The 21,720-nt window shown below is 66.7% G+C and carries 25 protein-coding genes, 1 tRNA gene and 2 pseudogenes; 20 read left to right on the top strand and 8 right to left on the bottom strand.

The annotated features are described in order from the left end of the window. Positions 1–8 precede the first annotated feature (8 nt). From FFS49_RS02445 to FFS49_RS02430, 4 genes are all read left to right on the top strand, one after another. Positions 9–914, top strand: a complete 906-nt coding sequence (locus FFS49_RS02445; protein WP_071332136.1) for a metal-dependent hydrolase — start codon at positions 9–11, stop codon at positions 912–914. A 78-nt stretch (positions 915–992) separates the two neighbouring features. Next, complete coding sequence (locus FFS49_RS02440; protein ID WP_039366397.1) at positions 993–1,280, top strand: hypothetical protein; 288 nt, start codon at positions 993–995, stop codon at positions 1,278–1,280. 251 nt (positions 1,281–1,531) lie between these two features. Further along, positions 1,532–1,915 (top strand): DUF2917 domain-containing protein, encoded by a 384-nt coding sequence (locus FFS49_RS02435; RefSeq protein WP_105818385.1) that lies wholly within the window; start codon positions 1,532–1,534, stop codon positions 1,913–1,915. 326 nt (positions 1,916–2,241) lie between these two features. Continuing rightward, positions 2,242–2,616: a DUF2917 domain-containing protein gene (locus FFS49_RS02430; RefSeq protein WP_105818209.1), complete on the top strand. Its 375-nt coding sequence runs from the start codon at positions 2,242–2,244 to the stop codon at positions 2,614–2,616. A gap of 160 nt (positions 2,617–2,776) precedes the next feature. On the opposite strand, the gene FFS49_RS02425 is transcribed toward FFS49_RS02430, so the two are convergent. Continuing rightward, positions 2,777–3,055 carry a hypothetical protein gene (locus tag FFS49_RS02425; protein WP_105818210.1) on the bottom strand — a complete coding sequence of 93 codons (279 nt, stop codon included), beginning with the start codon at positions 3,053–3,055 and terminating at the stop codon, positions 2,777–2,779. A gap of 788 nt (positions 3,056–3,843) precedes the next feature. Here FFS49_RS02425 and FFS49_RS02410 point away from each other — a divergent pair. After that, the gene (locus tag FFS49_RS02410; RefSeq protein ID WP_039366387.1) at positions 3,844–5,145 is read left to right on the top strand and encodes an NCS2 family permease; all 1,302 of its coding nucleotides are present in this window, start codon (positions 3,844–3,846) and stop codon (positions 5,143–5,145) included. Positions 5,146–5,390: 245 nt separating this feature from the next. Here FFS49_RS02410 and FFS49_RS02405 read toward each other — a convergent pair whose 3' ends face one another. Both FFS49_RS02405 and FFS49_RS42465 read right to left on the bottom strand, forming a co-directional pair. Then, complete coding sequence (locus FFS49_RS02405; protein WP_039366385.1) at positions 5,391–5,681, bottom strand: DUF1488 domain-containing protein; 291 nt, start codon at positions 5,679–5,681, stop codon at positions 5,391–5,393. A gap of 239 nt (positions 5,682–5,920) precedes the next feature. After that, on the bottom strand, positions 5,921–6,196 hold the full coding sequence (locus tag FFS49_RS42465; protein ID WP_232352775.1) for a DUF2964 domain-containing protein: 276 nt from the start codon (positions 6,194–6,196) through the stop codon (positions 5,921–5,923). A gap of 336 nt (positions 6,197–6,532) precedes the next feature. On the opposite strand from FFS49_RS42465, the gene FFS49_RS02395 reads away from it, so the two are divergent. The 8 genes from FFS49_RS02395 (at position 6,533) to FFS49_RS02360 (ending at position 11,977) form a co-directional block, all read left to right on the top strand. Next, positions 6,533–8,434: a sigma-54-dependent Fis family transcriptional regulator gene (locus FFS49_RS02395; protein WP_105818211.1), complete on the top strand. Its 1,902-nt coding sequence runs from the start codon at positions 6,533–6,535 to the stop codon at positions 8,432–8,434. 88 nt (positions 8,435–8,522) lie between these two features. Further along, the gene (locus tag FFS49_RS02390; protein ID WP_046548459.1) at positions 8,523–8,825 is read left to right on the top strand and encodes a 2Fe-2S iron-sulfur cluster-binding protein; all 303 of its coding nucleotides are present in this window, start codon (positions 8,523–8,525) and stop codon (positions 8,823–8,825) included. A 58-nt stretch (positions 8,826–8,883) separates the two neighbouring features. Beyond that, the gene (locus FFS49_RS02385; protein ID WP_105818212.1) at positions 8,884–9,378 is read left to right on the top strand and encodes an SRPBCC family protein; all 495 of its coding nucleotides are present in this window, start codon (positions 8,884–8,886) and stop codon (positions 9,376–9,378) included. 92 nt (positions 9,379–9,470) lie between these two features. Beyond that, the gene (locus FFS49_RS02380; protein ID WP_039366372.1) at positions 9,471–9,848 is read left to right on the top strand and encodes a DUF2946 domain-containing protein; all 378 of its coding nucleotides are present in this window, start codon (positions 9,471–9,473) and stop codon (positions 9,846–9,848) included. A gap of 302 nt (positions 9,849–10,150) precedes the next feature. Further along, a complete protein-coding gene (gene copC / locus FFS49_RS02370; RefSeq protein ID WP_105818213.1) occupies positions 10,151–10,516 on the top strand; it encodes a copper homeostasis periplasmic binding protein CopC in 366 nt (121 codons plus the stop codon). A gap of 80 nt (positions 10,517–10,596) precedes the next feature. Then, complete coding sequence (locus FFS49_RS02365; protein WP_105818214.1) at positions 10,597–11,043, top strand: copper chaperone PCu(A)C; 447 nt, start codon at positions 10,597–10,599, stop codon at positions 11,041–11,043. 31 nt (positions 11,044–11,074) lie between these two features. Continuing rightward, the gene (locus FFS49_RS41840) at positions 11,075–11,248 is read left to right on the top strand and encodes a hypothetical protein (RefSeq protein WP_171026713.1); all 174 of its coding nucleotides are present in this window, start codon (positions 11,075–11,077) and stop codon (positions 11,246–11,248) included. 99 nt (positions 11,249–11,347) lie between these two features. Then, positions 11,348–11,977, top strand: coding sequence for a LysE family translocator (locus FFS49_RS02360; protein WP_039366360.1), 630 nt, complete (start codon positions 11,348–11,350; stop codon positions 11,975–11,977). Positions 11,978–11,992: 15 nt separating this feature from the next. On the opposite strand, the gene FFS49_RS02355 is transcribed toward FFS49_RS02360, so the two are convergent. Beyond that, positions 11,993–13,318: a leucine-rich repeat-containing protein kinase family protein gene (locus tag FFS49_RS02355; RefSeq protein ID WP_105818215.1), complete on the bottom strand. Its 1,326-nt coding sequence runs from the start codon at positions 13,316–13,318 to the stop codon at positions 11,993–11,995. A 141-nt stretch (positions 13,319–13,459) separates the two neighbouring features. On the opposite strand from FFS49_RS02355, the gene FFS49_RS02350 reads away from it, so the two are divergent. Beyond that, positions 13,460–13,544, top strand: a tRNA-Leu gene (locus FFS49_RS02350). 192 nt (positions 13,545–13,736) lie between these two features. Here the strand turns inward: FFS49_RS02350 and FFS49_RS02345 are convergent. After that, positions 13,737–13,952: pseudogene (locus FFS49_RS02345) on the bottom strand (MFS transporter); the annotation flags it as partial. Between FFS49_RS02345 and FFS49_RS02340 the strand changes: the two are divergent. Continuing rightward, positions 13,950–14,111: pseudogene (locus FFS49_RS02340) on the top strand (salicylate biosynthesis isochorismate synthase); the annotation flags it as partial. The pseudogenes FFS49_RS02345 and FFS49_RS02340 overlap by 3 nt on opposite strands. Before the next feature lie 25 nt (positions 14,112–14,136). Here FFS49_RS02340 and FFS49_RS02335 read toward each other — a convergent pair. Continuing rightward, entirely contained in the window at positions 14,137–15,021 is an 885-nt protein-coding gene (locus FFS49_RS02335) for a LysR family transcriptional regulator (RefSeq protein WP_171026712.1), read from the bottom strand. A gap of 76 nt (positions 15,022–15,097) precedes the next feature. On the opposite strand from FFS49_RS02335, the gene FFS49_RS02330 reads away from it, so the two are divergent. Beyond that, entirely contained in the window at positions 15,098–16,399 is a 1,302-nt protein-coding gene (locus tag FFS49_RS02330) for an aspartate aminotransferase family protein (protein ID WP_105818217.1), read from the top strand. A gap of 35 nt (positions 16,400–16,434) precedes the next feature. On the opposite strand, the gene FFS49_RS02325 is transcribed toward FFS49_RS02330, so the two are convergent. After that, positions 16,435–17,517 carry a LuxR C-terminal-related transcriptional regulator gene (locus FFS49_RS02325; protein WP_046548467.1) on the bottom strand — a complete coding sequence of 361 codons (1,083 nt, stop codon included), beginning with the start codon at positions 17,515–17,517 and terminating at the stop codon, positions 16,435–16,437. A gap of 469 nt (positions 17,518–17,986) precedes the next feature. Here FFS49_RS02325 and FFS49_RS02320 point away from each other — a divergent pair, with 469 nt between their 5' ends. Then, complete coding sequence (locus FFS49_RS02320) at positions 17,987–18,259, top strand: hypothetical protein (protein ID WP_039366323.1); 273 nt, start codon at positions 17,987–17,989, stop codon at positions 18,257–18,259. Positions 18,260–18,549: 290 nt separating this feature from the next. On the opposite strand, the gene FFS49_RS02315 is transcribed toward FFS49_RS02320, so the two are convergent. Further along, the gene (locus FFS49_RS02315) at positions 18,550–19,299 is read right to left on the bottom strand and encodes an SDR family oxidoreductase (RefSeq protein ID WP_105818218.1); all 750 of its coding nucleotides are present in this window, start codon (positions 19,297–19,299) and stop codon (positions 18,550–18,552) included. Between the two features lie 45 nt (positions 19,300–19,344). Between FFS49_RS02315 and FFS49_RS02310 the strand changes: the two genes are divergently transcribed. The 3 genes from FFS49_RS02310 (at position 19,345) to FFS49_RS02300 (ending at position 21,705) form a co-directional block, all read left to right on the top strand. Further along, complete coding sequence (locus FFS49_RS02310) at positions 19,345–20,322, top strand: AraC family transcriptional regulator (protein WP_105818219.1); 978 nt, start codon at positions 19,345–19,347, stop codon at positions 20,320–20,322. 73 nt (positions 20,323–20,395) lie between these two features. Next, positions 20,396–21,253: an AraC family transcriptional regulator gene (locus tag FFS49_RS02305; RefSeq protein ID WP_105818220.1), complete on the top strand. Its 858-nt coding sequence runs from the start codon at positions 20,396–20,398 to the stop codon at positions 21,251–21,253. A 44-nt stretch (positions 21,254–21,297) separates the two neighbouring features. Beyond that, positions 21,298–21,705, top strand: coding sequence for a DUF2000 domain-containing protein (locus FFS49_RS02300; protein ID WP_039366311.1), 408 nt, complete (start codon positions 21,298–21,300; stop codon positions 21,703–21,705). Positions 21,706–21,720 lie beyond the last annotated feature (15 nt).

Raw genomic sequence — 21,720 nt, 5'->3', positions numbered from 1 at the left:
AGACACAGATGACCGATACCGCCGACTATCACAAGATCAAGGCCCGGCACGTGAAGTTCGACTTCAGCGACACGCCGATTACCTGGGTGCCGAACGACCCGGGCAGCACGCACATCATCAACACGCTGAACCTGCTGTTCCCGGAAGGCGAGCTGTGGTTCTGCCGCGTGTACAACAAGGCGTTGCCGCTGATCACCGATGCGCGCCTGCGCGACGAGGCCGAAGGCTTCCTGCGCCAGGAAGCCGTGCATTCGCGTTCGCACGGCGGCGTGCTCAAGCACTACTACGACCGGCACGGGATCGACACGAAGCCGTTCACGCAGAAGCTCAATCGCCTCTTCACGCGCGTGCTCGGCGAACAGCCGCTCGGGCTGAAAATCGGCCACACGCGTTTCTGGCTGCGCCAGCAGCTCGCGGTAATCGCGTCGCTCGAGCATTTCTTCGGCTATCTCGGCAACTGGGTGCTCAACGCGCACGGGCTCGACGAAGGAAAAGCCGACCCGACGATGGTCGACCTGCTGCGCTGGCACGGCGCCGAGGAAGTCGAGCACCGCACGGTCGCGTTCGACATCTACCGGCACCTGGGCGGCACCTATCCAGAACGCTGCGTGCACATGGCGTTCGTGATCCTGCTGCTGCTCCACTACATCACGACGGGCGCGAAGTTCATGTACCGGCGCGACCCGGCCGCCGGCCGCTACCCGGGTTTCGTACTCGCGTGGTGGCAAGGCTCGCGGCGCGGGCACCTGCCGTCGTTCTGGAAGGTGATCGGCGCGGCGCTGCGCTATTTCAAGCCGGGCTATACGCCGCACCACGAAGGCTCGACCGAACAGGCGCTCGCCTATCTCGCCCGCTCGCCGGCCGCGCAGGCGGCCGCGCACGGCGGCAACTGGGGCACGACGAAGGGTGCCTGAACGGGTTTCCGGCCGGCTCGGCGGGCGGCGCCCGCCGAAATGCGTACAATCGCGGCTTCATTTCCCGGAGGTGCCGCGATGGCCATGAAGAAAACCGATCTCGAAAAGAACAAGGCGCTCAAGCTGACGCACGCGATGAAGCAGTCCAGCTCCGCGCGTTTCGGCAAGGGTGCCGACGACGCAGCCAAGCTCGACCGCCGCGCGCAGCGCAAGCTCGACCAGGAACAGGGCCTCGTACCGTTCGCCTGCAAGCTCAACGCCGAACTCGTCGAACAGCTCAAGGCCCGCGCGGCCACGCACCCGGAAGGGATGACGGGCCTGCTGTCGGAGCTGCTCGTGAACGGGCTCGCGCAACGCGACGCGTGATCGCCACGTATCTCGAAATTTCCGTTGACATTGCTGCGCCGCCACGACACACTCGTTCGCATGCCTATGCTCAAGCCCGCCGCCATCGCGCATAAAAACCGAGTGAACGCCCATGCGTGGCGATCACCGGAGGCGCTTGTGCGTTAGCATCGAGATTCAGTTGCGCATGTCACAAGGCCTCGCCGGAAACGGATGAGGCCTTTTTGTTTTGGTGCGCGTCATCCCGCCCGGCTCAACGGATGGAGATGACGATGGACCAAGCAAGCCGGCTGGTTGTCTGCCCCGATCGGTGCCGCACCGATGCGATCGCATTGCCGCGGGTCGTGATGCAATTCACGGTCGCGCCGCGCAAGACGCTGACATGGTGCGCGAAAAACGACGCCGAGATCCGCGTGCACGACGCGATGCTGTGGATCACGCGGCTCGGCAGCGTCGACGATTACTGGATACGAACCGGTGACGTGCTGCGCGTGCGGCGCGGCGATCGCATCTGGATGAGCACCGACGGCGACCGCCCGGCCGAAGCATCGATCACGACCGCCTACGCGATGAGTCGCGGCGCGTGGCTGGAGCGTGCGCTCGCGCGCATGCGCAGCTTGTTGCGAGAGCGATGTCGAAGTCGAAGTCGGCCATGACGAAAGTGCCGCTGCGCACTCGATACGGGTATGCGGCGGCGTCACGTCATGGCAGGCGAGCACGTCGACGCATCACCCTCGCCTATCCCGAAAATTATCGTTGACAACGTCGTTCCACGCAGACAAACTCGTTCGCATGCCTACGTACCCGCTCATCGCCGCCGCGATTCATCACTCGATGAACATTCGAAAGAATGGTTCACGGGAGGCGCGTGTGCGTTAGCAGTCGAGCAGTACCGCATGTCACACAAGGCCTCACCGGAAACGGATGAGGCTTTTTTGTTCTGGTGCGCGTCATTCGTCCGGCTCACTGAAAGGAGAAGACGATGGACCAGGCAAGCCCGCTGTTTGACCGTCCCGATCGGTGCCGCGCCGGCACGATCGCGTTACCGACTGTCGTGATCCGCTTCCCGGTCGCGCCGCGTACGACGCTGACATGGCGCGCGCCGCAGGACGCGGAACTCCGCGCGCATGGCGCGGCGCTGTGGGTCACGCGCCCGCCGTGCGTCGACGACTACTGGGTGCAGCCCGGCGACGTGCTGCGCATCGCACGTGGCGAGCGCATCTGGCTCGGCACCGATGCCGACCGGTCGGCCGAAGCAACGCTCACGACTGCATACGTGCGTCGCGGCGAGCGCTTCAGGCGCACGCTCGCGCACGTGCAACGTTTGCTCTTCGGGGCAGGGAGAACGAGTGGATGAGTGACGCGCCGTCAGGCACGCGAGACGCGGAACGGCCGCGACCGAAAACGGACGCACCCGCGGCGTAACGTGCCGCGGGTGCGCATCGAATGACGCGGCACGCCGGTGCGTGCCGCGAGCGATCGCGCGCCGTGCGCAGCGACCGGATGCAGCAGGTGCATCAGGTGCTGGCGGCGAGACGCGGGCCCGTGCTTCGGGGAGTGGACTCGAGGTCGGGACGTTGCGCTGCCTGCGAGGTCACCCACGGATCGATGCCCTGCTTCTGCACCTCTTCCAGGAATGACACACGTATGCGCCAGTAATCCGCTTGTAATTTCGCGTCGATGACGCGCTGTTCGGCAGCGAACAGTTCCATGCGCGCCGTCACGAGCATCGACGCAGCGGTTTTTTCCGGCGTGGGGGCGTGTCGCATCGCCCAACGGCTGATCCAGTTCAACATGCTGACCTCCGTGATTACGGACGAACCCGCATCGGGCAATCGCAACCGGCCGTGCCTGCCCGAACGTGCAACGGCCTTGACCGCACTTCACCGCCTGGCCTGCACGGACTGCGACTCCCCCGCGTCGGCAATTTCCAGCCGGCGTGTGCATGCGCGGTGTATCTATCCTAGAAAGACTTGCCGGTTTACGCGATGGGGTCTTGCAATCTTTTACACAGAAACCACAGTCGCCCCCGCGTCACGAAATGACAGTTGCGGGCGGGACGGCTTCGGCGCACGATAGCCCGATATCTGCACCCGCCTGGACTGACGAATGGCCGCTGCACGCCGCTGCCGGGCATCCGCACCGGCCGCGCACGTGCGTTCGCGCGCATGCGCTGCCTGCCCCGCGTTCGTGCAGCATGCGGGCGCTCCGTTTCAGTCGGATGTCATCATCCCGCACCCGCGCCGCGTGATACGCCGCGTGTGCCGTCCTGCACGCCGTTGCGCATGCATCGTTCGGTATCGTTCGCGCATCTCCTCCCGTTTCAGCCAATTGTTCCGGCTCGTTCCGCCCGAACCGGTAAAATGCGCGCCTTCGTCGCGCGGCCGGGCTGCCAGACCGTTCGCGCGCAGGCAGCCGATCGATCTTTCGATCGTGCCCTCCAACTATATCGTCCGAGCTATCCGCGCTATTACAATCCGCCGATAGCCGGGCAATAGTGGCTGGTTACAGTAAGCCGGCCGCGCTGCCTTTACAACAATTCGGCACAACAAGCAACACGACAACCGACCGGAGAAACGCCTTCATGGAATCCATCAAGCGGTATTTCGGCTTCGCTGAAGCCGGCACCGACTTCCGCACCGAAATACTCGCGGGCGTCACCACGTTCCTGACGATGGCCTACATCATCTTCGTCAACCCCGCGATCCTCGGCGACGCCGGCATGCCGAAGGAATCCGTGTTCGTCGCGACCTGCCTCGTCGCGGCGCTGGCGTCGCTCATCATGGGGCTGTACGCGAACTACCCGATCGCGTGCGCGCCCGGCATGGGCCTGAACGCGTATTTCGCGTACACGGTCGTCAAGGGCATGGGCTTCACGTGGCAGGCTGCGCTCGGCGCGGTGTTCATCTCCGGCTGCCTGTTCCTGCTCGTCACGCTGTTCCGCGTACGCGAGGCGATCGTCAACGGCATTCCGAAATCGCTGCGGATCTCGATCACCGCGGGCATCGGCCTGTTCCTCGGCATCATCTCGCTGAAGACGTCGGGTGTGATCGTCGGCAACCCGGCCACGCTCGTCACGCTGGGCGACCTGCACAAGCACGACACGATCCTCGCGATCGTCGGCTTCTTCACGATCGTCACGCTCGACCACCTGCGCGTGCGCGGCGCGATCCTGATCGGCATCATCGGCGTCACGGTCCTGTCGTTCTTCTTCGGTGACAACCAGTTCCACGGCGTGTTCTCCGCGCCGCCGTCGATCGACGCGACGCTGTTCAAGCTCGACATCCGCGCCGCGCTGTCGACCGGCATCATCAACGTGATCCTCGTGTTCTTCCTCGTCGAGCTGTTCGACGCGACGGGCACGCTGATGGGCGTCGCGAACCGCGCGGGCCTGCTCGTCGAAGGCAAGATGAACCGCCTGAACAAGGCACTGCTCGCCGACAGCACGGCGATCGTCGCGGGCTCGGTGCTCGGCACGTCGTCGACCACCGCGTATATCGAAAGCGCGTCGGGCGTGCAGGCCGGCGGCCGCACGGGCGTGACGGCCATCACCGTCGCGGTGCTGTTCCTCGCGTGCCTGTTCATCGCGCCGCTCGCCGGCGTCGTGCCGGCCTACGCGACGGCGCCGGCACTGCTGTACGTGTCGTGCCTGATGCTGCGCGAGATGGTCGAGGTGCCGTGGGACGACGCAACGGAAGCCGTGCCGGCCGCGCTGACCGCACTGCTGATGCCGTTCACGTACTCGATCGCGAACGGCGTGGCATTCGGCTTCATCGCTTACGGCGGCCTCAAGCTGCTGACGGGCCAGGGCCGCTCGGTCAAGCCGATCGTGTGGCTCATCGCAGCCGTGTTCCTGTTCCGCTTCTTCTACCTCGGCAGCGAGTGACGGCGGCGCTTCGGCGCGATGCAGGAAGCACGATGAAAGAACGCCACCTTCGGGTGGCGTTTCCGTTTTTGCATGATTCTTCTGCGATCCTGACGAACCGGCACGCACGAACACACCGACGCTCGGGCCACCCGGTACGGCCCGCATACGAAAATGCCGCCCGGCCCCGCCGAACGGCATCGCATGAAGGCAACGTCTTCGCGTGCGCAGCGCTCAGCGACGCGCGCCGCAAGACGAACGTCGTGTCATCCGCGCCAGTTGGCCTCGTAGAAGCGGACATAGCCGCTGCGCAGCGTCACGCACTGCGCGCGTGTCTCCGACAGCAGGCGCCGTGCAGCCGCCTCGATACGGTCGCGATGCTGGTCGAATGCGCCGACCATGTCCTCGAAGCGCGGCGACGCCGCGCCGAAGTGGTCTTCCAGCGCCTCGGCGGTGATCTGACATTGGACGCGCTCGCCATTGACCAACGCCGTGAACGCAAGCATCAGGTCGCGCCCCGAATACTCGGGCTTCTCGTTCGTGAAATGGATCTGCATGGGAGCCGCCTCGACCGGTAGAAAACGAATGACCGCGTCCGTCGTCCGCTACCGGCCGGACGAAGTGTACGCGGGCTCGCCGGCGGAGGCACCGCCCGCGGGGATAGGCGCGGACAACGCATGCCGGTTGATTTCCACTTTAGACGGTTTCGCGCAGGAGACAAATTTTCCGGCGTGCGTCGTTCCAACGCGCATTCGTCTGATCAGCGCGGCATCCGGCACCGTTTCCAAAACCGGCGTCAGTGAGGGTCGTTCGGCCAGACGTTGAGCGCGATGGCGGCCGTCGTGGCACCCACCGCAATCGCGGCCGCCCCGTATCGCACCGCATCGGTCAGATCGAACAGCAGCCCGTGGATCGCCACGGCGATGCCGCCCAGCATGATGAATGTGGCGATGGCCGCCAGCACGACTCTCAGTTCCGTCCGAACCATGATGCGTCTCCCGAACGGATGCATGTCGCGTCGCATGCATGTTGCATTGCGGAACACGGCGCGTGCGTGCTCCATTTCCATCATTGCAGGCGGGCATTTAAAAGCAAGGGGATTTTGTTCGCGGTCGCGCTTCGTACGCGGCGCTTGTATGATGATGCGTACCCGGATGGTTGCCGGTCGCACACCGATGGTGCGCCGCACGCGAAGGCGGGAATCCGTAGAGGATTTCAGTGCGTTTGTGTGTACCGGACCGGCCGATTTCGAGGAGCATGGGACATCAGTAACCGCTAAAGCGCTAACTGGGACCGACCGCGAAGCATGGGGTCCCAGTAAGCGCTAAAGCGCTAACTGGGACCGACCGCGAAGCATGGGGTCCCAGTAAGCGCTAAAGCGCTAACTGGGACCGACAGGAGACAAGTCATGCCGCAACCCTTCGTGCTGCCCGCCACCGCGGGTCGCACCGACCTGCTCGCGCAGGCGCATGCGCGTTCGACCGCGGTCGGCCTGCGTGCGCACGAACGCCCGGATTTCTCGCCGCTGTCGCGCGTCGCACTGCGCGAACTGCTCGACACGAATCACGCCCTGTTCTCGCACGCGCGCCCGGTGATGGAGAACCTCCACGCGCAGATCGCCGACACGCAAAGCCTCGTGCTGCTGACCGACGCCGACGGCGTGATCCTGCACAGCATCGGCGACCCGGACTTCATCGAGAAAGCCAACCGCGTCGCGCTGTGTACCGGCGTGTCGTGGGCGGAAGGCGCACGCGGCACCAACGCAATCGGCACCGCGCTCGCATCCGGCCAGGCCGTCGCCGTGCATGGGTCCGAACACTTCCTGCGCGCCAATCACATCCTCACCTGCTCGTGCGCACCGATCTTCGACCCGTTCGGCCGCACGCTCGGCACGCTCGACGTCAGCGGCGATCCGCGCGGCTCGAGCCCGCATACGCTCGCGCTCGTGCGGATGTCCGCGCAACTGATCGAGAACCACCTGTTCGCCAACCAGTGCGCGGAAGCGTTGCGGCTGCGCTTTCATGCACACGAGGAATGCGTCGATTCGCTGTTCGCCGGGCTCGTCGCCTTCGGCCCCGACGGCGGGCTGATCGCCGCGAACCGCAGCGCACAATTCCAGCTCGGCGCCTCGTTCGACGCACTGCAGCATCAGGCCAGCGACGCGCTGTTCGGCATGCGCTTCGGCCAGCTCGCGCAGCAGGCGGCACGCGCGCCCGGTGCGCTGTTCCGCCTCACGCTGTCGACCGGCGTACGCGTGCTGGCGCGCTGCGAATTCGCGGAAGCACACAAGACCACCGTCGCCGTCACGCCGCCCGCGCCCGCCGCACGGGTGCGCACGCCGGACCCCGACACGATCACGTTCGCGACGCTCGACACGGGCGACGCACGCATGGCCGCCGTGCTCGAACGCGTCGCGAAGATCCGCGGGCGCGACCTGCCGCTGCTGATCCTCGGCCAGACCGGCACCGGCAAGGAATGGCTCGCCCGCGCCCTGCACCAGGCATCGCCGCGCGCGGACGGCCCGTTCGTCGCGGTCAACTGCGCGGCGCTGCCCGATTCGCTGATCGAGGCCGAACTGTTCGGCTACGAAGACGGCGCATTCACCGGCGCACGCAAGCGCGGCAGCCCCGGCAAGATCGTGCAGGCCGACGGCGGCACGCTGTTTCTCGACGAAATCGGCGACATGCCGCTCGCGCAGCAAGTCAGGCTGATGCGCGTGCTGCAGGAGCGCGCGGTGATGCCGCTCGGCGGCGCACGCGCGGTGCCGGTCGACGTGCGTGTAGTCTGCGCGACCCATCGCGACCTGCGCGCGATGATCGCGGAAGGCACGTTCCGCGAAGACCTCTTCTACCGGATCAACGGGCTCGCGGTCACGCTGCCGGCGCTCGCCGCACGCACCGACCTGCCCGCACTCGTCGAGCGGATTCTCGCGCGGCTCGCGCGCAGCGAACCGATGCCGCGCCGCATCGCGGCCGACGTGCTCAACGCGTTCACGCGCCACCGCTGGCCCGGCAACCTGCGCCAGATGACCAACGTGCTGCGCACGGCCGGCATGCTCGCCGAAGACGAAGCGGAAATCACGCTCGCCCATTTGCCCGACGATTTCTGGCTCGATTGCGACGACGCACCGGCGGCGGCCACCGCAATGCCGGCCGCACCGGCCGGCACGCGCGAAGGAACGACGTTGCAAAGCCATCAGGCCGCGGTGATCGATGCCGCGCTCGCACGGCACGGCGGCAACGTGTCGGCGGCCGCACGCGAGCTCGGTCTCGCCCGCAATACCGTGTATCGGCACCTGCGCCGGCATTGACGCCAGCGGCCGGCCGGCGCCGGCCGCCAGCACGTTCGGGTATGCTTGGCGCGTTGCCGCCGAACCGCCGCCAGCCTCTGCCTCCGCCATGACCGATCCGGAACACCCTCCCCTCGTGCGCATCGAGCCGCTCGGCGCGACCTTCGATGCGCCCGATTCGCTGACGCTGCTCGAAGCCGCCGCATTCGCGCACGTGTCGCTGCCGCGCTCGTGCCGCAACGGCACGTGCCGAAGCTGCCTTTGCCGGATCGTCAGCGGCAGCGTACGCTACACGATCGAATGGCCGGGGCTGAGCCGCGAGGAAAAGGCCGACGGCTATACGCTGCCGTGCGTGGCCGTCGCGACGTCGGACCTCGTGCTCGACGTGCCCGACGCGGTCATGCTCGACTAGACGCGGCGCGCTCACGCGCATGCCGTCCAGCAACGGTTGATCCTGAGTGGAGAACGTCATGACCCAGCAAACCGATCGCATCGAAAAACAGGCCCAACTCAACGCATCGCCCGACCGCGTGTGGGAAGCCGTCAGCAATTCCGGCGAATTCGGCCAGTGGTTCGGCGTCACGTTCGACGGGCCGTTCGCGGCCGGCCAGCCGCTGTTCGGCCGCATCACGCCGACACGCGTCGACGACGACGTCGCCAAGGCACAGGAGCCCTACGCGGGCACTGTGTTCGAAATCGTCGTCGACCGCGTCGAGCCGAAGCAACTGTTCTCGTTTCGCTGGCATCCGTTCGCGATCGATCCGAATGTCGATTACTCGACCGAGCCGATGACGCTCGTTACGTTCACGCTCGCCGCACAGGCCGGCGGTACGCTGCTCACGGTCACCGAAATCGGCTTCGACCAGTTGATCGAAGCGCGCCGCGCGAAGGCGCGCGAGATGAACGACCACGGCTGGGCCGCGCAGATGACGTTGATCACCAAATACCTGGCAAAGCACGCGTAGCGCGCCGACACGCCGCACGTCCGTGCCGACATGCACACCGACGTGCGTGGCATAATCCGCTCCATCGTCGCCTGTACGTCGCCGCACATCGCATGCTGAGTCGTCGCCTCCGGAAAATCGGCAGTCTGATCGGGATGCTCGCCATCCTGATGACGGCGCTCGCGCCGACGATCTCACAGGCACTGACGACGCAGCAGCGCGTCGATACGCTGCTGGCCGGCTACTGTACGGCCGCGCCGACCACCGGTGAGCGCTCCACCGATCCGTCGCAGAAGAGCCTGACGGCCCACCTTCAGGCATGCGGCTACTGCAGCCTGCTTGCTCACACACCGGCACTGCCCGCGCCCGAACTGACGTTCGCGGCCAACGTGCACGTCATTCAGCACCGCGAAGCGACCCGCTTCGAAAGCCTGCGCCGCGCGCTGCCGCTCTCGGCCGCGCAGCCGCGCGCCCCGCCGATCGCGTCCTGATGCGTCGTCAATGCCCGTGATGCCATAAAGCATCGCGCGGTCCGCGCACGCCGCCGGCGTGCGCGGCATGTCACGATTCGAAGGACGATCATGTGTCACCGTCATGCGCGCGGCGTCGTGCCGTGCATGCGGTTGGCTGCTTCCGGTTCGTACGGTCGCGCCGACATTCGCTCGCGGGCGAACGTCCGGCCGCGCACGTTCGCGCCGACGCCAGCCGCTAGCGGTGCTGCTGCGAGGATACGCGTGCATCCGTCCGTCGAATCCGTGTTGTTCCATCCGATTCGCCACCCGCACACTCGACCATGAATACGCACTCTTTCATTCGCGGCGCGCTCGCCGCGCTCGGCTTCGTCTTCCTCCAGGCCGCCCATGCCCACGCGCTCCCGAAAACGCAGGAACCCGCCGCCAACGCCACGCTTTCGGTCGCGCCGCACGCGGTCACGATCGGCTTCAGCGAAGCGCTCGAGCCCGCTTTCAGTTCGATCGCCGTCACCGACAGCCACGGGCAATCGGTCGTCGACGGGAAATCGACCGTCGATGCAGGCAACCGGAAGCGCATGCAGGTCGCACTGACCAATCTGACGGCCGGCACGTACTCGGTCGCGTGGATCGCGGTGGCCAGCGACGGTCATCGCACACAAGGCCGCTACGCGTTCACGCTGAAATGATGTTCGCGACGCGCATCGGCGTTCCGCGCCGGCCGTGTCGCCCCCTTACCCGCCGCATCTACCCATAAGGAAAACCAACCATGAAGCGCTCGATTCCGACCGGCCTGCTGTTCGCACTGCTGGCGCTGCAAGCCCCCGCCACGTTCGCCGCACCGGCCGTGCACGCTGAAAACTGCTGGATCCGCGCGATGCCGGCAACCGTGCCGTCGTCCGGCTACTTCACGCTGAAGAACGACGGCGACGCGCCCGTCACGCTGACGGGCCTCGACTCGCCCGCATACGGGATGGCGATGCTGCATGAAACGCAAACGAGCGGCAGCACTGCGAAGATGGTTCACGTCGATGCCGTCGAAGTGCCCGCGCACGGTACCGTGACCTTCAAGCCGAAGAGCTATCACGTGATGCTGGAGCAGCCGCGCCAGGCCGTCGCGCCCGGCGCGAAGGTGCCGTTCCGGCTGCATTTCGCGGACGGTTCGACAGTGTCCGTGACCTGCGACGCCAAGGCGCCGACCTACGCCGGCCAGTAACGTCCACCGTCCCCGATCGAAGGAGATGCACATGAAACATCGCCTGCCGCTGGCCGACCTGATCGTCCGCTACCGGACGCCGCTGAACGTCGCCGTGATGATCGCCTGCGGGTTATGGGCCGGGTGGATCGCGTGGATGACGCGGCCCGCCGCGATCGATACGCCGCCGTCGATCCCTGCGTACTGCATGCGCGACGCAAGCTGACGCGCCGCGATGGCGCGGTTCCGGCGCGAGCCTGCGCCCATTATTGGCGTGGCACCATCGCTTCATCCCGACCGCCGGAACCGCCTCTCGGAGCGCCGCATGTCCATTCAGACCTGGATGCTGTTTGCCGCAGCCTATCTCGCCACGACGTTGTCGCCGGGGCCCAACGTGCTGCTCGTCATCCGCAACACGGTGCGCTACGGCACGCGCGGCACCGCTGCGACAATTGCGGGCAACCTCGTCGCGCAGGGTGTGGTCGTGGTACTCGTCGCGCTCGGCGTCGGCGCGGTGCTGGCCGCGATGCCGCCGCTGTTCGTCGCGATGAAGGTGGTCGGCGCCGCGTACCTGATGTTCGTCGGTGTCCGGCAACTGCGTGGCGACCGCAAGGCCACCGCTTCGACCGGGGAAGCGGAAATCGCCGCACCCGACCGCGGGAAACTGTTCCGCGAAGCGCTGTTCGTATCGGGCAGCAATCCGAAGACGATGATCTTCCTGTCGGCGTTCATGCCGCAGTTCATCGTGCACGACCGCCCGCTCGCGCTGCAGTTCGTCGTGATGTACGCGACGATCGCGTGCACGGTGGTGATCGTTCACAGCGTCTATTCGGCCGGCGTGCGCCGGTTCCATCGCGGCTTCGGCATGAGCCGCGCGGTGCGTGCGCTCAAGCGCGCCAGCGGGCTGCTGTTCGTCGGGCTGGGGATCAGGCTGCTGACTGCGCGTCAGGCGTAAGCCGACGCGCGCCCGTCAGCGCGTGTGTGCGGCCAGCCCGGCCGCGATCTCGCCGAACGACGGCCGCGCATCGATTGCTTCGTCCAGGCACGCCACCGCGAGCGCATCGAGCGCGTTTCGGCCGGCCCACGTGCGCGGCTCGCATCGCTCGAGCAGCTCGCCGAGCAGATGGCCGAACGCCCGCACCTCGAGTCGTTCGAACGCGGCGGCACGCGCGCGATCGTTCGCATCGTAGAGCGACGCCGCGCCGAAATCCCCGAGCAGCGCACCGCCTTCGCCATCGTGCAGGATGTTGTGCGCGTACAGGTCGCCATGCATGATGCCGCGAGCGTGCAGATGGCCCGCGACCGACGCAATGCCATGCGCGATCCGCATCGCCTCCACCGGCGCGAATTTCGCGTCGGCCGCATACACGTCACGCGTGCAGGTCGCGAAGCTCGGCGGCCCGGCGAGGTTCGTGAGCGCGGGATCGACCAGTTCCATCACGAGGCCGTGCGTGCCGTCCGGATGCCCGCTCACCCTGCCGATCACCGGGATCATGTTCGGGTGTCGGCCGGCGTGCAGGCACGCGGCCATTTCGCAATCGGGCAGGCCGTCGCTCGTCACCGCGCCCTTGAACAGCTTGACCGCGACCGCGCGCGGCGGATGACCGTCCGCGCACCACTGCGCGCGGTAAATGACGCCCGATGCGCCCTCGCCCAGCTTCTGCTCGCAGGCCAGCGATGCCCAGTCGACGTCGGCGACCTCAGGCCCGGCCGATGCTGCGGCCTCCGGCGCGGCGCCGAACGGGTTGCCTGCGGCGGCGAGCCACGCGAGACGCGGCAGGCGCAGCAGCCAGTCGGGTAGTTCGTCCAGTTGGTTCGCGGACAGGCGCACCAGTTCGAGCGCGCGGCACGCGGCCATTTCCGCAGGCAGCGCGCGCAGCCGGTTGCCCGCGAGCATCAGCTTCTGCAGCCGCGAGCAATCGCCGATGTCGGCCGGCAGTTCGTCGATTGCGTTGTCGGTGAGGATCAGCCAGCGCAGCGCGCGCGGCAGCGATCCGCTCGGCACCGATTGAATCCGGTTCGCCTTGAAGCCGATCATGTCGAGCTGCCCGCACGCGCCGAGCACGTCGGGGAACGCGGTGAAGCGATTGCCGGACGCGAACAGGATGCGCAGGCGGTGCAGCCGCGGCAGGTCGTCCGGCAGCGCGGACAACGCATTGCCGGTCAGGTCGAGCACTTCGAGCGTGTCGGCAAGATCGAAGATCTCGCGCGGGAATTCCGTCAACCCGCATGCGAGCTTGAGTTGCCGGGCGCCGGCGAGCTGCCCGGCCTGCAGTTGTTCGAGGGTGTGTGTCACGCGGAGAAAGCGGGTGGCGGTTGCGACGATCGTCGGGTCGATCGCCCGAATTCTACCGGGATCGCCTGCGTGTATCCCTTCAATGTGTCACACCCCCTTCACAAACGCGCAACGTCGCGCTAGAATTGCGCCCCTTGCAGTGCCGACGTGGTGAAATTGGTAGACACGCTATCTTGAGGGGGTAGTGGCGAAAGCTGTGCGAGTTCGAGTCTCGCCGTCGGCACCAGGATTTCTTCTCTCATCGTTGCGCGACATGCGACATCCGCATTCCGGCAACGATCGACGATCATCCCGCGCAATCGCGCACCGCTGTTTCCGATTCCCACATCAAGCTGCAACCGGGCACCACCATGCTGCGAATTCGCGCGCGCTCCCGACTGCCGACTGGACAGCCGGAATCGTACGTACGCCACGTCGATCACGAAGCCAGCACATCCTCCCCCTTCACCGCATACGCGGCCTCCCTCCGCCGCAACCGCATCGCGATCAACGCGGCCAGCACCGCCAGCGACGCACCGGCGAGAAACCCGCCCGTATAACCCACCTTCGCGGTAAGCGACAAGATCGTCGTCGACGCAATCAACTCGCCAAGGTCCCGCGTGCTCTGCACGGCCGTCACGTCGGTGCCGGCGCGGGCTGCGGCATCATCGCCGATTCCGAGCCGGCCAACGAATATCAGGAGACCGAACTCAAGTTGTCGGGCATGCAGGCGGCGATCCGCGTGCGCGATGCGGCAGCGGATGCCAACGCACGTGGCACGGCAAAGGTGTCGACTTCGTCGACGGTCGAGTAATGCGTCGGCACAGCGGCCGTGCGCATCACAACAGCGGCAGCGTGAGCCGGATATGCTCGGCGAACGCCGCCGTCAGATGCAACGGCCGCTTGCGATCGAACTTCAGCGCAATGCCCACCGCCGGCAACGGCGGCAGGCGCGGATCGCCGGTGACGATCGCCAGGTCGGCCGGCACCGCCGTCTGCGTCATCACCGCGAACGCCTGCCCCGAACGCACCAGCGCGATCAGCCCCGCGAGGCTGCTGCTCGCATACGCGACCCGATAGTCGCGGCCGGCCCGATCCAGCGCCTCGCAGGCCGCGATGTGATCGAGCGTGTCGCGATCGGACAGCGCCAGCGGCAACGGATCGAAATGCGCGGGTTCGAGCCCCGGATAGCCGATCCAGACCAGTTGCTCGCGGCGAATGATGTCGTCGCCCGCGCCGTCGTCCGGCAATGAAATCATCGCCAGATCGACCGCGCGTTTCTCCAGATGCTCGACGAGCCGCGGCGTCGGCCCGCACACGACTTCGACGATCGCCTGCGGATGCTGGCTCGAAAACTGCCGCAGCAGCGCAGGCAGCCAGACTTCCGCGTAGTCGTCCGGGCAACCGAAGCGGATCGTCCCCGACAAACCCGTGCCGCACAGGTCGGCCATCGCCTCGTCGTGCAGCCGCAGGATGCGCTGCGCATGCACCAGCAGCCGCTCGCCCGGATGGGTCAGCACCACGCCGCGCCCGGTGCGCTGGAACAGCGGCTGGTCGACGGCCTCCTCGAGCCGCTTCATCTGCTGGCTGAGCGCCGACTGGGTCCGGCCGACGCGCGCGGCCGCGCGGCTGAGCGCGCGCACCTCGGCGATCACGACGAACGAGCGCAGCAGGTCGATTTCGAGCGAAAGCCCCAAGGTATTAGCTCCTTTTCTACCTTGCATAAGAACTATTCGTTTCCATCAAACCAGACGCGCGCCTAGACTGCAAGCGCCCCCTGCCCCTTCCTGGAGACGCCCGATGTCACTGAACGACGACCCGACCTTCTGGCGCAACGCCAGGCAGCACCTGGTCCGCTATGGCGGCACGTTCGAGCCGATGATCATCGAGCGCGCGAAAGGCAGCTTCGTGTACGACGCGGACGGCCGCGCGATCCTCGATTTCACGTCGGGCCAGATGAGCGCGGTGCTCGGCCACAGCCATCCGGAGATCGTGTCCGTGATCGGCGAATACGCGGGCAAGCTCGACCACCTGTTCAGCGGGATGCTGTCGCGGCCGGTCGTCGACCTCGCGACGCGCCTCGCCGACGTCACGCCTGCCGGCCTCGATCGCGCGCTCTTGCTCAGCACCGGCGCGGAATCGAACGAAGCGGCAATCCGGATGGCGAAGCTCGTCACCGGCAAGTACGAGATCGTCGGCTTCGCGCAGTCGTGGCACGGAATGACGGGCGCGGCCGCGTCGGCCACGTACAGCGCCGGCCGCAAGGGCGTCGGCCCGGCCGCCATCGGCTCGTTCGCGATTCCGGCGCCGTTCACGTACCGGCCGCGCTTCGAGCACAACGGCGGCTACGACTATCTGGCCGAACTCGACTATGCGTTCGACCTGATCGATCGCCAGTCGAGCGGCAACCTCGCGGCCTTCATCGCCGAACCGATCCTCAGCTCGGGCGGGATCATCGAGCTGCCCGAAGGCTATATGGCGGCGCTCAAGCGCAAGTGCGAGGAACGCGGGATGCTGCTGATCCTCGACGAGGCGCAAACGGGCGTCGGCCGCACCGGCACGATGTTCGCGTGCCAGCGCGACGGCGTGACGCCCGACATCCTGACGCTGTCGAAGACGCTCGGCGCCGGGCTGCCGCTCGCGGCGATGGTGACGTCCGCGGCTATCGAGGAACGCGCGCACGAACTCGGCTACCTGTTCTACACGACACACGTGTCGGATCCGTTGCCCGCGGCCGTCGGCCTGCGCGTGCTGGACGTCGTGCAGCGCGACGGGCTCGTCGCGCGCGCGAACGTGATGGGCGACCGGCTCCGGCGCGGCCTGCTCGACCTGATGGAACGCTTCGACTGCATCGGCGACGTACGCGGACGCGGGCTGCTGCTCGGCGTCGAGATCGTCAAGGATCGCCGCACGAAGGAACCGGCGGACGGGCTCGGCGCGAAGATCACGCGCGAATGCATGAACCTCGGGCTCAGCATGAACATCGTGCAGTTGCCGGGCATGGGCGGCGTATTCCGGATTGCGCCGCCGCTGACCGTCAGCGATGCGGAAATCGACCTCGGGGTGTCGTTGCTCGAGCAGGCGATCCGGCGCGCACTGTAACGGAACACGCGATGCAACGCCGGGCGCCTCGAAGGCTAGTCGAGCCGCCCGGCCCGAAACACGCTGCGCAATTCGTCATGATTGTGGACGTTGAGCCGGCGATAGATCTTGCGAACATGATCGACGACCGTGCTGTCGCGCAGCGCGAAGTCGCGCGCAATCTCGCTGTGCGAGCGGCCCAGCACGAGCTGCACGCAGAGTTCGCGCTGTCGCTCGGTCAGGCCGAACGCGAAGCCGAGCCGTTCGACCATCAGCCTGAGCGGCGGAAAGTGTTCGATATGGATCACGATCGCGGCATCGCGTTGCAACGCGGCCGCGTCGGTGCATCGATAGGCCTTGAAGCGGAAACGTCCCGCAGGGTTGCGACGCTCGAACGTCGCGGGTGGTGCCGGGTAGCCGCGCCAGATCCGGTCGAGGTTCGACCGGAGCGGCGCGAGCCAGTCCGGCAAGCGTTCGTGACGGTAGAACGCGAGCGGCTCGCCGGTCGCGAGCGCCAGCATCCGGATGCTGTTCGCGTTGTGCAGCAGGAGCCGGCCATCGTCGTCGACCACCATGGTCGCGGATTCGCTGCATTCCGATTCGCGCAGCGTGGGCTGCACGGGCTGCGACAGCGCATGCGCAAGATGCCGCGCCACGGGTTCGATGTCGCGATGGTTCTGCTCCGAGAACGGACGCGCGCCCGGTGCGCGCGACAGCAGCAGGCTGCCCCAGCCGCGCGTGCCGTCCGTCGCGGTCAGCTCGAGACAGTGGCGCATCGACACCGGCCGCCACAGATCCGCATACATGTCGCTCGCCAGCAATGCATCGTCGTAGTGCACGCTGTTGTCGAAACCGCGTCCGCGGCGCATCGCACCCGAAAACGTGATGCCCAGCACCTCCTGCCGGGACGTGTTGTGGATGTTCGCGAAATACGTCGGCAAGAGCGTATAGACCACCTCGTTTTCGCTGCACACGTCCGACACGGCGTAGTGTTCGTCGGCATAGAAGAACATGCCCCAATCGGCACCGACGATGTGCCGGGTCGCCTCAATCACATGAGGAATGACGAGATGCGGCTCGACGGCAAGCGAACAGAGCCGACGAATATGACTCGCAAGCGCGACGTGTTTGTCAGACATGAATGCGCTCCTCGAACATGCACCGGATTCGCGCGCGGGCCGCGACGACATGCTCGACTTCGCACGTTCCGCGATGTCTGTCCAGTTTAGGCATGCCACATGACAACGAGGGCAATTACCCCCTTTCAGGAGGGCGTTAAACCGGCAGGCGGGTTCTATCATTTCGCCATTCCGGCTGCATTCGCGTGACGAACCCACTTCTGCGTTCGGCATGGAGAATTTGTCACGCGCGATGGTATGACGGCGGAATGACCCGATTCACGATGCGCGAGTCGAACGCGCACATGACGACTCGACATGCGCGACAGAAACCCGTTGCGAAGTGCATGCCGATGCGTCAATCGCCGGAACACCTTGGGAAATTGCCGGGGGAGAAGATCGACGTGACGCATGCGGAACGTCGACATACGCGGACGACGCAGAATTCGCGTCGTGGTTGTTGCATTGCTTTTTCATGTGAGGTGCCACGATGAAGAGCATGGTCAAGGCAGCACTGGCCGTCGTTTGTGTGTTGGGCGCATCCGGCCTCGCCCGCGCGCAGGACGATGGCGCAGCGGCAGCGTCGAGCAAGCCGTCCGACTCGGCGATCAGCGCAACGTCGATGGGCAGCATGCCCGGCGCCGGTTCGCAGGCGGGCGGACCGACCGGGCTCACGCGCGCGCAGGTCAAGGACGAATACCTGCGGATGCAGAGGTCAGGGGAACTCCAGCGTCTGAACCAGCTGTACGAAGGCGGCCAGTAGCAGTAGAAGTCCGGCTCGGCATGGTCGCTCGTGTATCGGGTGGGGGTAGCGATGGCGCGACCATGCATGGTCAACGAACAGTCGGCGAGCAGAAGCGCACGCGGCGTGCTTTCATGCCGGGCGCGACATGCTGAAAGACACGGACCGCATCGGTCCGTGTTGCATGCACGTACGTGTATGCCATCGCGCTGCCGGCCCGTTTCAGACCGGCAGCATCCTGCATCACTCACGCAAACGAGCCCGCTTGATCCGGTCGCTGGCAAGCAGGCTCTCGCCCAGGTCGGCGAGCCTCAGCCCGCTTCCGCCGCCCACGCGACGGCATCGGCGCCGGCCGGAATGCGCATCGGGCTCGACGGATCGGTCGCCGCGCGCCACACGGCTTCGGCGACGTCCTGCGCGTGGGTGATCGGCGCGGCTTCGTCGACGATGCGCGCAAAGACCGCCGCGGCAAATTCCGCATAAGCCTCGTGCTCGAAGCCGTGCATGTGCGCGCGTGCGTTCTCGGCGAAACGCGTGTCGGGCGCACGGCCCGGCAGCACGAGATGCGCACGCACGCCGAACGGCGCGAGTTCGAGCGCCACCGATTCGGTGTACGCATTGACCGCCGCCTTGCTGGCGCGATAGGCGGCGAGCAGCGGCAGCACCTTCAGCGTGACGCTCGACGTGACGTTCACGACCACGCCGGCTCCGCGCTGACGCAATTGCGGCAACACGGCCTGCGTGACCGCGATCGTGCCGAACGTGTTGGTCTCGAACAGGGCGCGCACCGTGTCGAGCGGCATGAGTTCGGCCGGTGCCGCCGCGCCGAAACCGGCATTGTTGACGAGTACGTCGATCGGGCCGGCGGCGTCGTTCGCCGCGCGGATGCTGTCGGGATTCGTGACATCGAGCGCCAGCACGCGCAGGTTCGCCGACGGCGGCAGCACGTCCTCGCGCGGCGTGCGCATCGTCGCGACGACCCGCCAGTCGCGGGCCAGGAAATAGCGGGCAATCTCGAGGCCGAAGCCGGAGGAACAGCCGGTGATCAATACGGTCTTCATGCGAACTCACTCCTGTGACGTGTTGAGCATGTGTTCGTACGATAGATGGCCGGATCCGTATTCGCTACAATCGACAATCCGATTTTCATTTGCGAGAGTCCGGCGATGATCGATCCGTTAGCCGAGGTCGTGACGCTGCTGCAGCCGAGCACGCGGTATTCCAAGCTCGTTCACGGCGCGAGCCCCTGGCGCATCAGCCGCACGGTCGCCGGCGAGCCGTTCTATTGCGTGGTCCTGGATGGCGGGTGCCGGGTCGCGATCGACGGGCATCCGCCGATCGACCTGCTGCCCGGCGATTTCGTGTTGATTCCGGCTGCCTACGGCGTCGCGATATCCAGCTTCGAACTACCGCCGCCCGGCGTCGAATCCGCCGCGCCGGTCGTGCTCGACAACGGCGAATACCGGATCGGCGACGCGAACCGCCCGGTCGACACACGCATGATGGCCGGCCATTGCAGCTTCAGTTCGCCCGACGCTGCGCTGCTGATATCGCTGCTGCCGCAATACGTGCACGTGCGCGGCGAACCGCGCCTGACCACGCTCGTGCAACTCGTGCGTGACGAATCGCGCGCGCAGCGGCCGGCGCGCGAACTCGTGCTGTCGCGCCTCGTGGAAGTGCTGCTGATCGAGGCACTGCGATTCTCGGCCGGCACGGACGCCTCGCGCGGCCTCGTGCGCGGGCTGGCCGACAGCCGGCTGGCCGCCGCGCTGCGCCGGATGCACGAACGCCCCGCCCATCCGTGGACGATCGTCGAGCTCGCGAAGGAAGCCGCGCTGTCGCGCTCGACCTTCTTCGAACGCTTCAGCCGCGCAGTCGGCCTTGCGCCGATGGAATACCTGCTCACGTGGCGCATGGCGCTCGCGAAGGATCTGCTCCGCCGCAACGAGGGCCGCATCGCCGAGATCGCGGGGCGCGTGGGCTACAGTTCCGCGAGCACATTCAGCGTCGCGTTCACGCGCCACGTCGGCCGGCCGCCCGCGCAATATGCACGCGACGAACAAACGGTGGCGAACGAAGCATGATGCGCACCCGCAACCTCTGCCCCGCGACCTGCGTACACTATCCGTCACGCCACGACGACCCGCGACGCCTCCGATGACGACACCCGCGAAGCCCATCGACACGACCGGCCATTGGCTCGTCGCACGGCGCGATGCGGAAACCGGCATCGAAAGCCTGCATGCGCATTTCAACGGCCATGCATACGATGCGCACGATCACGACGACATGCTGGTCGGCTTCACCGAACAGGGCGTACAGCAATTCCAGTGCCACCGGTCGGTGCATACGAGCGTGCCGGGCCGCGCGATCCTGATCGAGCCCGGCGCGCTGCACGATGGCCACGCGCCCGAAGCCGGCGGCTTCACCTACGGGATGCTGTACCTGCCGCAAGCGTGGGTCGAGCGCGCGGCGCGCCGGCTGGACCTGCCGGGCCTCGGTAGCGTCGAGGCGTCGTTCGGCCATACGCTCGTCGACGATCGTGGCCTCGTCGACGCGATCCGCCACGCATTTCTCGCGATCCACGGCAACGAAGGCAAGCTCGCGCGCGACCAGACGCTCGACCGCTTGTTGATCCGGCTCGGCGGCGAACTGCGCGGGCCGCTCGTGCTGGAAAGCGCCGTCGTGCCACCCGCGATCGCGCGCGTGCGCGATCTGCTGCATGAACACATGGACGGCAACATCGGGCTCGACGAACTCGCGCATGTCGCGGGGATCGACCGGTTCCGGCTGACGCGGCTGTTCCAGCGTGCGTTCGGCACGTCGCCGCACGCATACCTGGTGCGCTTGCGGCTGCGTGCCGCGCGCCGGCTGCTGGCGGCCGGCCGCACGCCCGCGCAGGCTGCTGCGGACGTCGGGTTCGCCGACCAGAGCCACCTCGGCCGCTGGTTCCGCCGCGCGTACCGGATCACGCCGGCCGTCTACCGGCAACTGTGCACAAACGTTCCAGACTGATCGTGCGCGGCAGCCGATCATGAGCGTCTCTACAAGGAGCACTCATGTTCGATACCAAGGTAGCGCTGATCGTGCGCGACGATCTCGCCGCGTGGCAAAAACTCAACGTCGTCGCGTTTCTCGCGACGGGCGTCGCGGCCGAAGCGCCCGAAGCGCTCGGCGAGCCTTACGAGGATGCGTCGGGACGCCGCTACGGCCGCATGCTGGGCCAGCCGATACTGGTGTTCGCGGCCGACCTGAACGGCCTGCAGGCCGCGCACCGGCAGGCGCTGTCGCGGGAACTCACGATCGTGCCCTACGTGCACGCGATGTTTTCGACCGGGCACGACGCGGCCAACCGTGAAGTGTTTCGCGCCGGCGACGCGGAGAATCTCGACTTCGTCGGGCTGGCGCTGCGCGGGCCGAAGAAGGCGGTCGACAAGGCCGTGAAGGGGTTGGCGTTGCATGCGTGAACCGGCACGTCAAAT

It is taken from the genome of Burkholderia sp. 4NA327C6, assembly GCF_005502655.1.
GTDB lineage: Bacteria > Pseudomonadota > Gammaproteobacteria > Burkholderiales > Burkholderiaceae > Burkholderia > Burkholderia contaminans.
Note: the sequence above shows the minus strand (reverse complement) of the source record. Positions and strands in the feature narration are given on the sequence as shown.

Bases quoted from the DNA above. Each gene is read 5' to 3' on its own strand.
- FFS49_RS02445 (WP_071332136.1), top strand. From the start codon at position 9: ATGACCGATACCGCCGACTATCACAAGATCAAGGCCCGGCACGTGAAG.
- FFS49_RS02440 (WP_039366397.1), top strand. From the start codon at position 993: ATGGCCATGAAGAAAACCGATCTCGAAAAGAACAAGGCGCTCAAGCTG.
- FFS49_RS02435 (WP_105818385.1), top strand. From the start codon at position 1,532: ATGGACCAAGCAAGCCGGCTGGTTGTCTGCCCCGATCGGTGCCGCACC.
- FFS49_RS02430 (WP_105818209.1), top strand. From the start codon at position 2,242: ATGGACCAGGCAAGCCCGCTGTTTGACCGTCCCGATCGGTGCCGCGCC.
- FFS49_RS02425 (WP_105818210.1), bottom strand. From the start codon at position 3,055: ATGTTGAACTGGATCAGCCGTTGGGCGATGCGACACGCCCCCACGCCG.
- FFS49_RS02410 (WP_039366387.1), top strand. From the start codon at position 3,844: ATGGAATCCATCAAGCGGTATTTCGGCTTCGCTGAAGCCGGCACCGAC.
- FFS49_RS02405 (WP_039366385.1), bottom strand. From the start codon at position 5,681: ATGCAGATCCATTTCACGAACGAGAAGCCCGAGTATTCGGGGCGCGAC.
- FFS49_RS42465 (WP_232352775.1), bottom strand. From the start codon at position 6,196: ATGATGGAAATGGAGCACGCACGCGCCGTGTTCCGCAATGCAACATGC.
- FFS49_RS02395 (WP_105818211.1), top strand. From the start codon at position 6,533: ATGCCGCAACCCTTCGTGCTGCCCGCCACCGCGGGTCGCACCGACCTG.
- FFS49_RS02390 (WP_046548459.1), top strand. From the start codon at position 8,523: ATGACCGATCCGGAACACCCTCCCCTCGTGCGCATCGAGCCGCTCGGC.
- FFS49_RS02385 (WP_105818212.1), top strand. From the start codon at position 8,884: ATGACCCAGCAAACCGATCGCATCGAAAAACAGGCCCAACTCAACGCA.
- FFS49_RS02380 (WP_039366372.1), top strand. From the start codon at position 9,471: ATGCTGAGTCGTCGCCTCCGGAAAATCGGCAGTCTGATCGGGATGCTC.
- copC (WP_105818213.1), top strand. From the start codon at position 10,151: ATGAATACGCACTCTTTCATTCGCGGCGCGCTCGCCGCGCTCGGCTTC.
- FFS49_RS02365 (WP_105818214.1), top strand. From the start codon at position 10,597: ATGAAGCGCTCGATTCCGACCGGCCTGCTGTTCGCACTGCTGGCGCTG.
- FFS49_RS41840 (WP_171026713.1), top strand. From the start codon at position 11,075: ATGAAACATCGCCTGCCGCTGGCCGACCTGATCGTCCGCTACCGGACG.
- FFS49_RS02360 (WP_039366360.1), top strand. From the start codon at position 11,348: ATGTCCATTCAGACCTGGATGCTGTTTGCCGCAGCCTATCTCGCCACG.
- FFS49_RS02335 (WP_171026712.1), bottom strand. From the start codon at position 15,021: ATGCAAGGTAGAAAAGGAGCTAATACCTTGGGGCTTTCGCTCGAAATC.
- FFS49_RS02330 (WP_105818217.1), top strand. From the start codon at position 15,098: ATGTCACTGAACGACGACCCGACCTTCTGGCGCAACGCCAGGCAGCAC.
- FFS49_RS02325 (WP_046548467.1), bottom strand. From the start codon at position 17,517: ATGTCTGACAAACACGTCGCGCTTGCGAGTCATATTCGTCGGCTCTGT.
- FFS49_RS02320 (WP_039366323.1), top strand. From the start codon at position 17,987: ATGAAGAGCATGGTCAAGGCAGCACTGGCCGTCGTTTGTGTGTTGGGC.
- FFS49_RS02315 (WP_105818218.1), bottom strand. From the start codon at position 19,299: ATGAAGACCGTATTGATCACCGGCTGTTCCTCCGGCTTCGGCCTCGAG.
- FFS49_RS02310 (WP_105818219.1), top strand. From the start codon at position 19,345: ATGGCCGGATCCGTATTCGCTACAATCGACAATCCGATTTTCATTTGC.
- FFS49_RS02305 (WP_105818220.1), top strand. From the start codon at position 20,396: ATGACGACACCCGCGAAGCCCATCGACACGACCGGCCATTGGCTCGTC.
- FFS49_RS02300 (WP_039366311.1), top strand. From the start codon at position 21,298: ATGTTCGATACCAAGGTAGCGCTGATCGTGCGCGACGATCTCGCCGCG.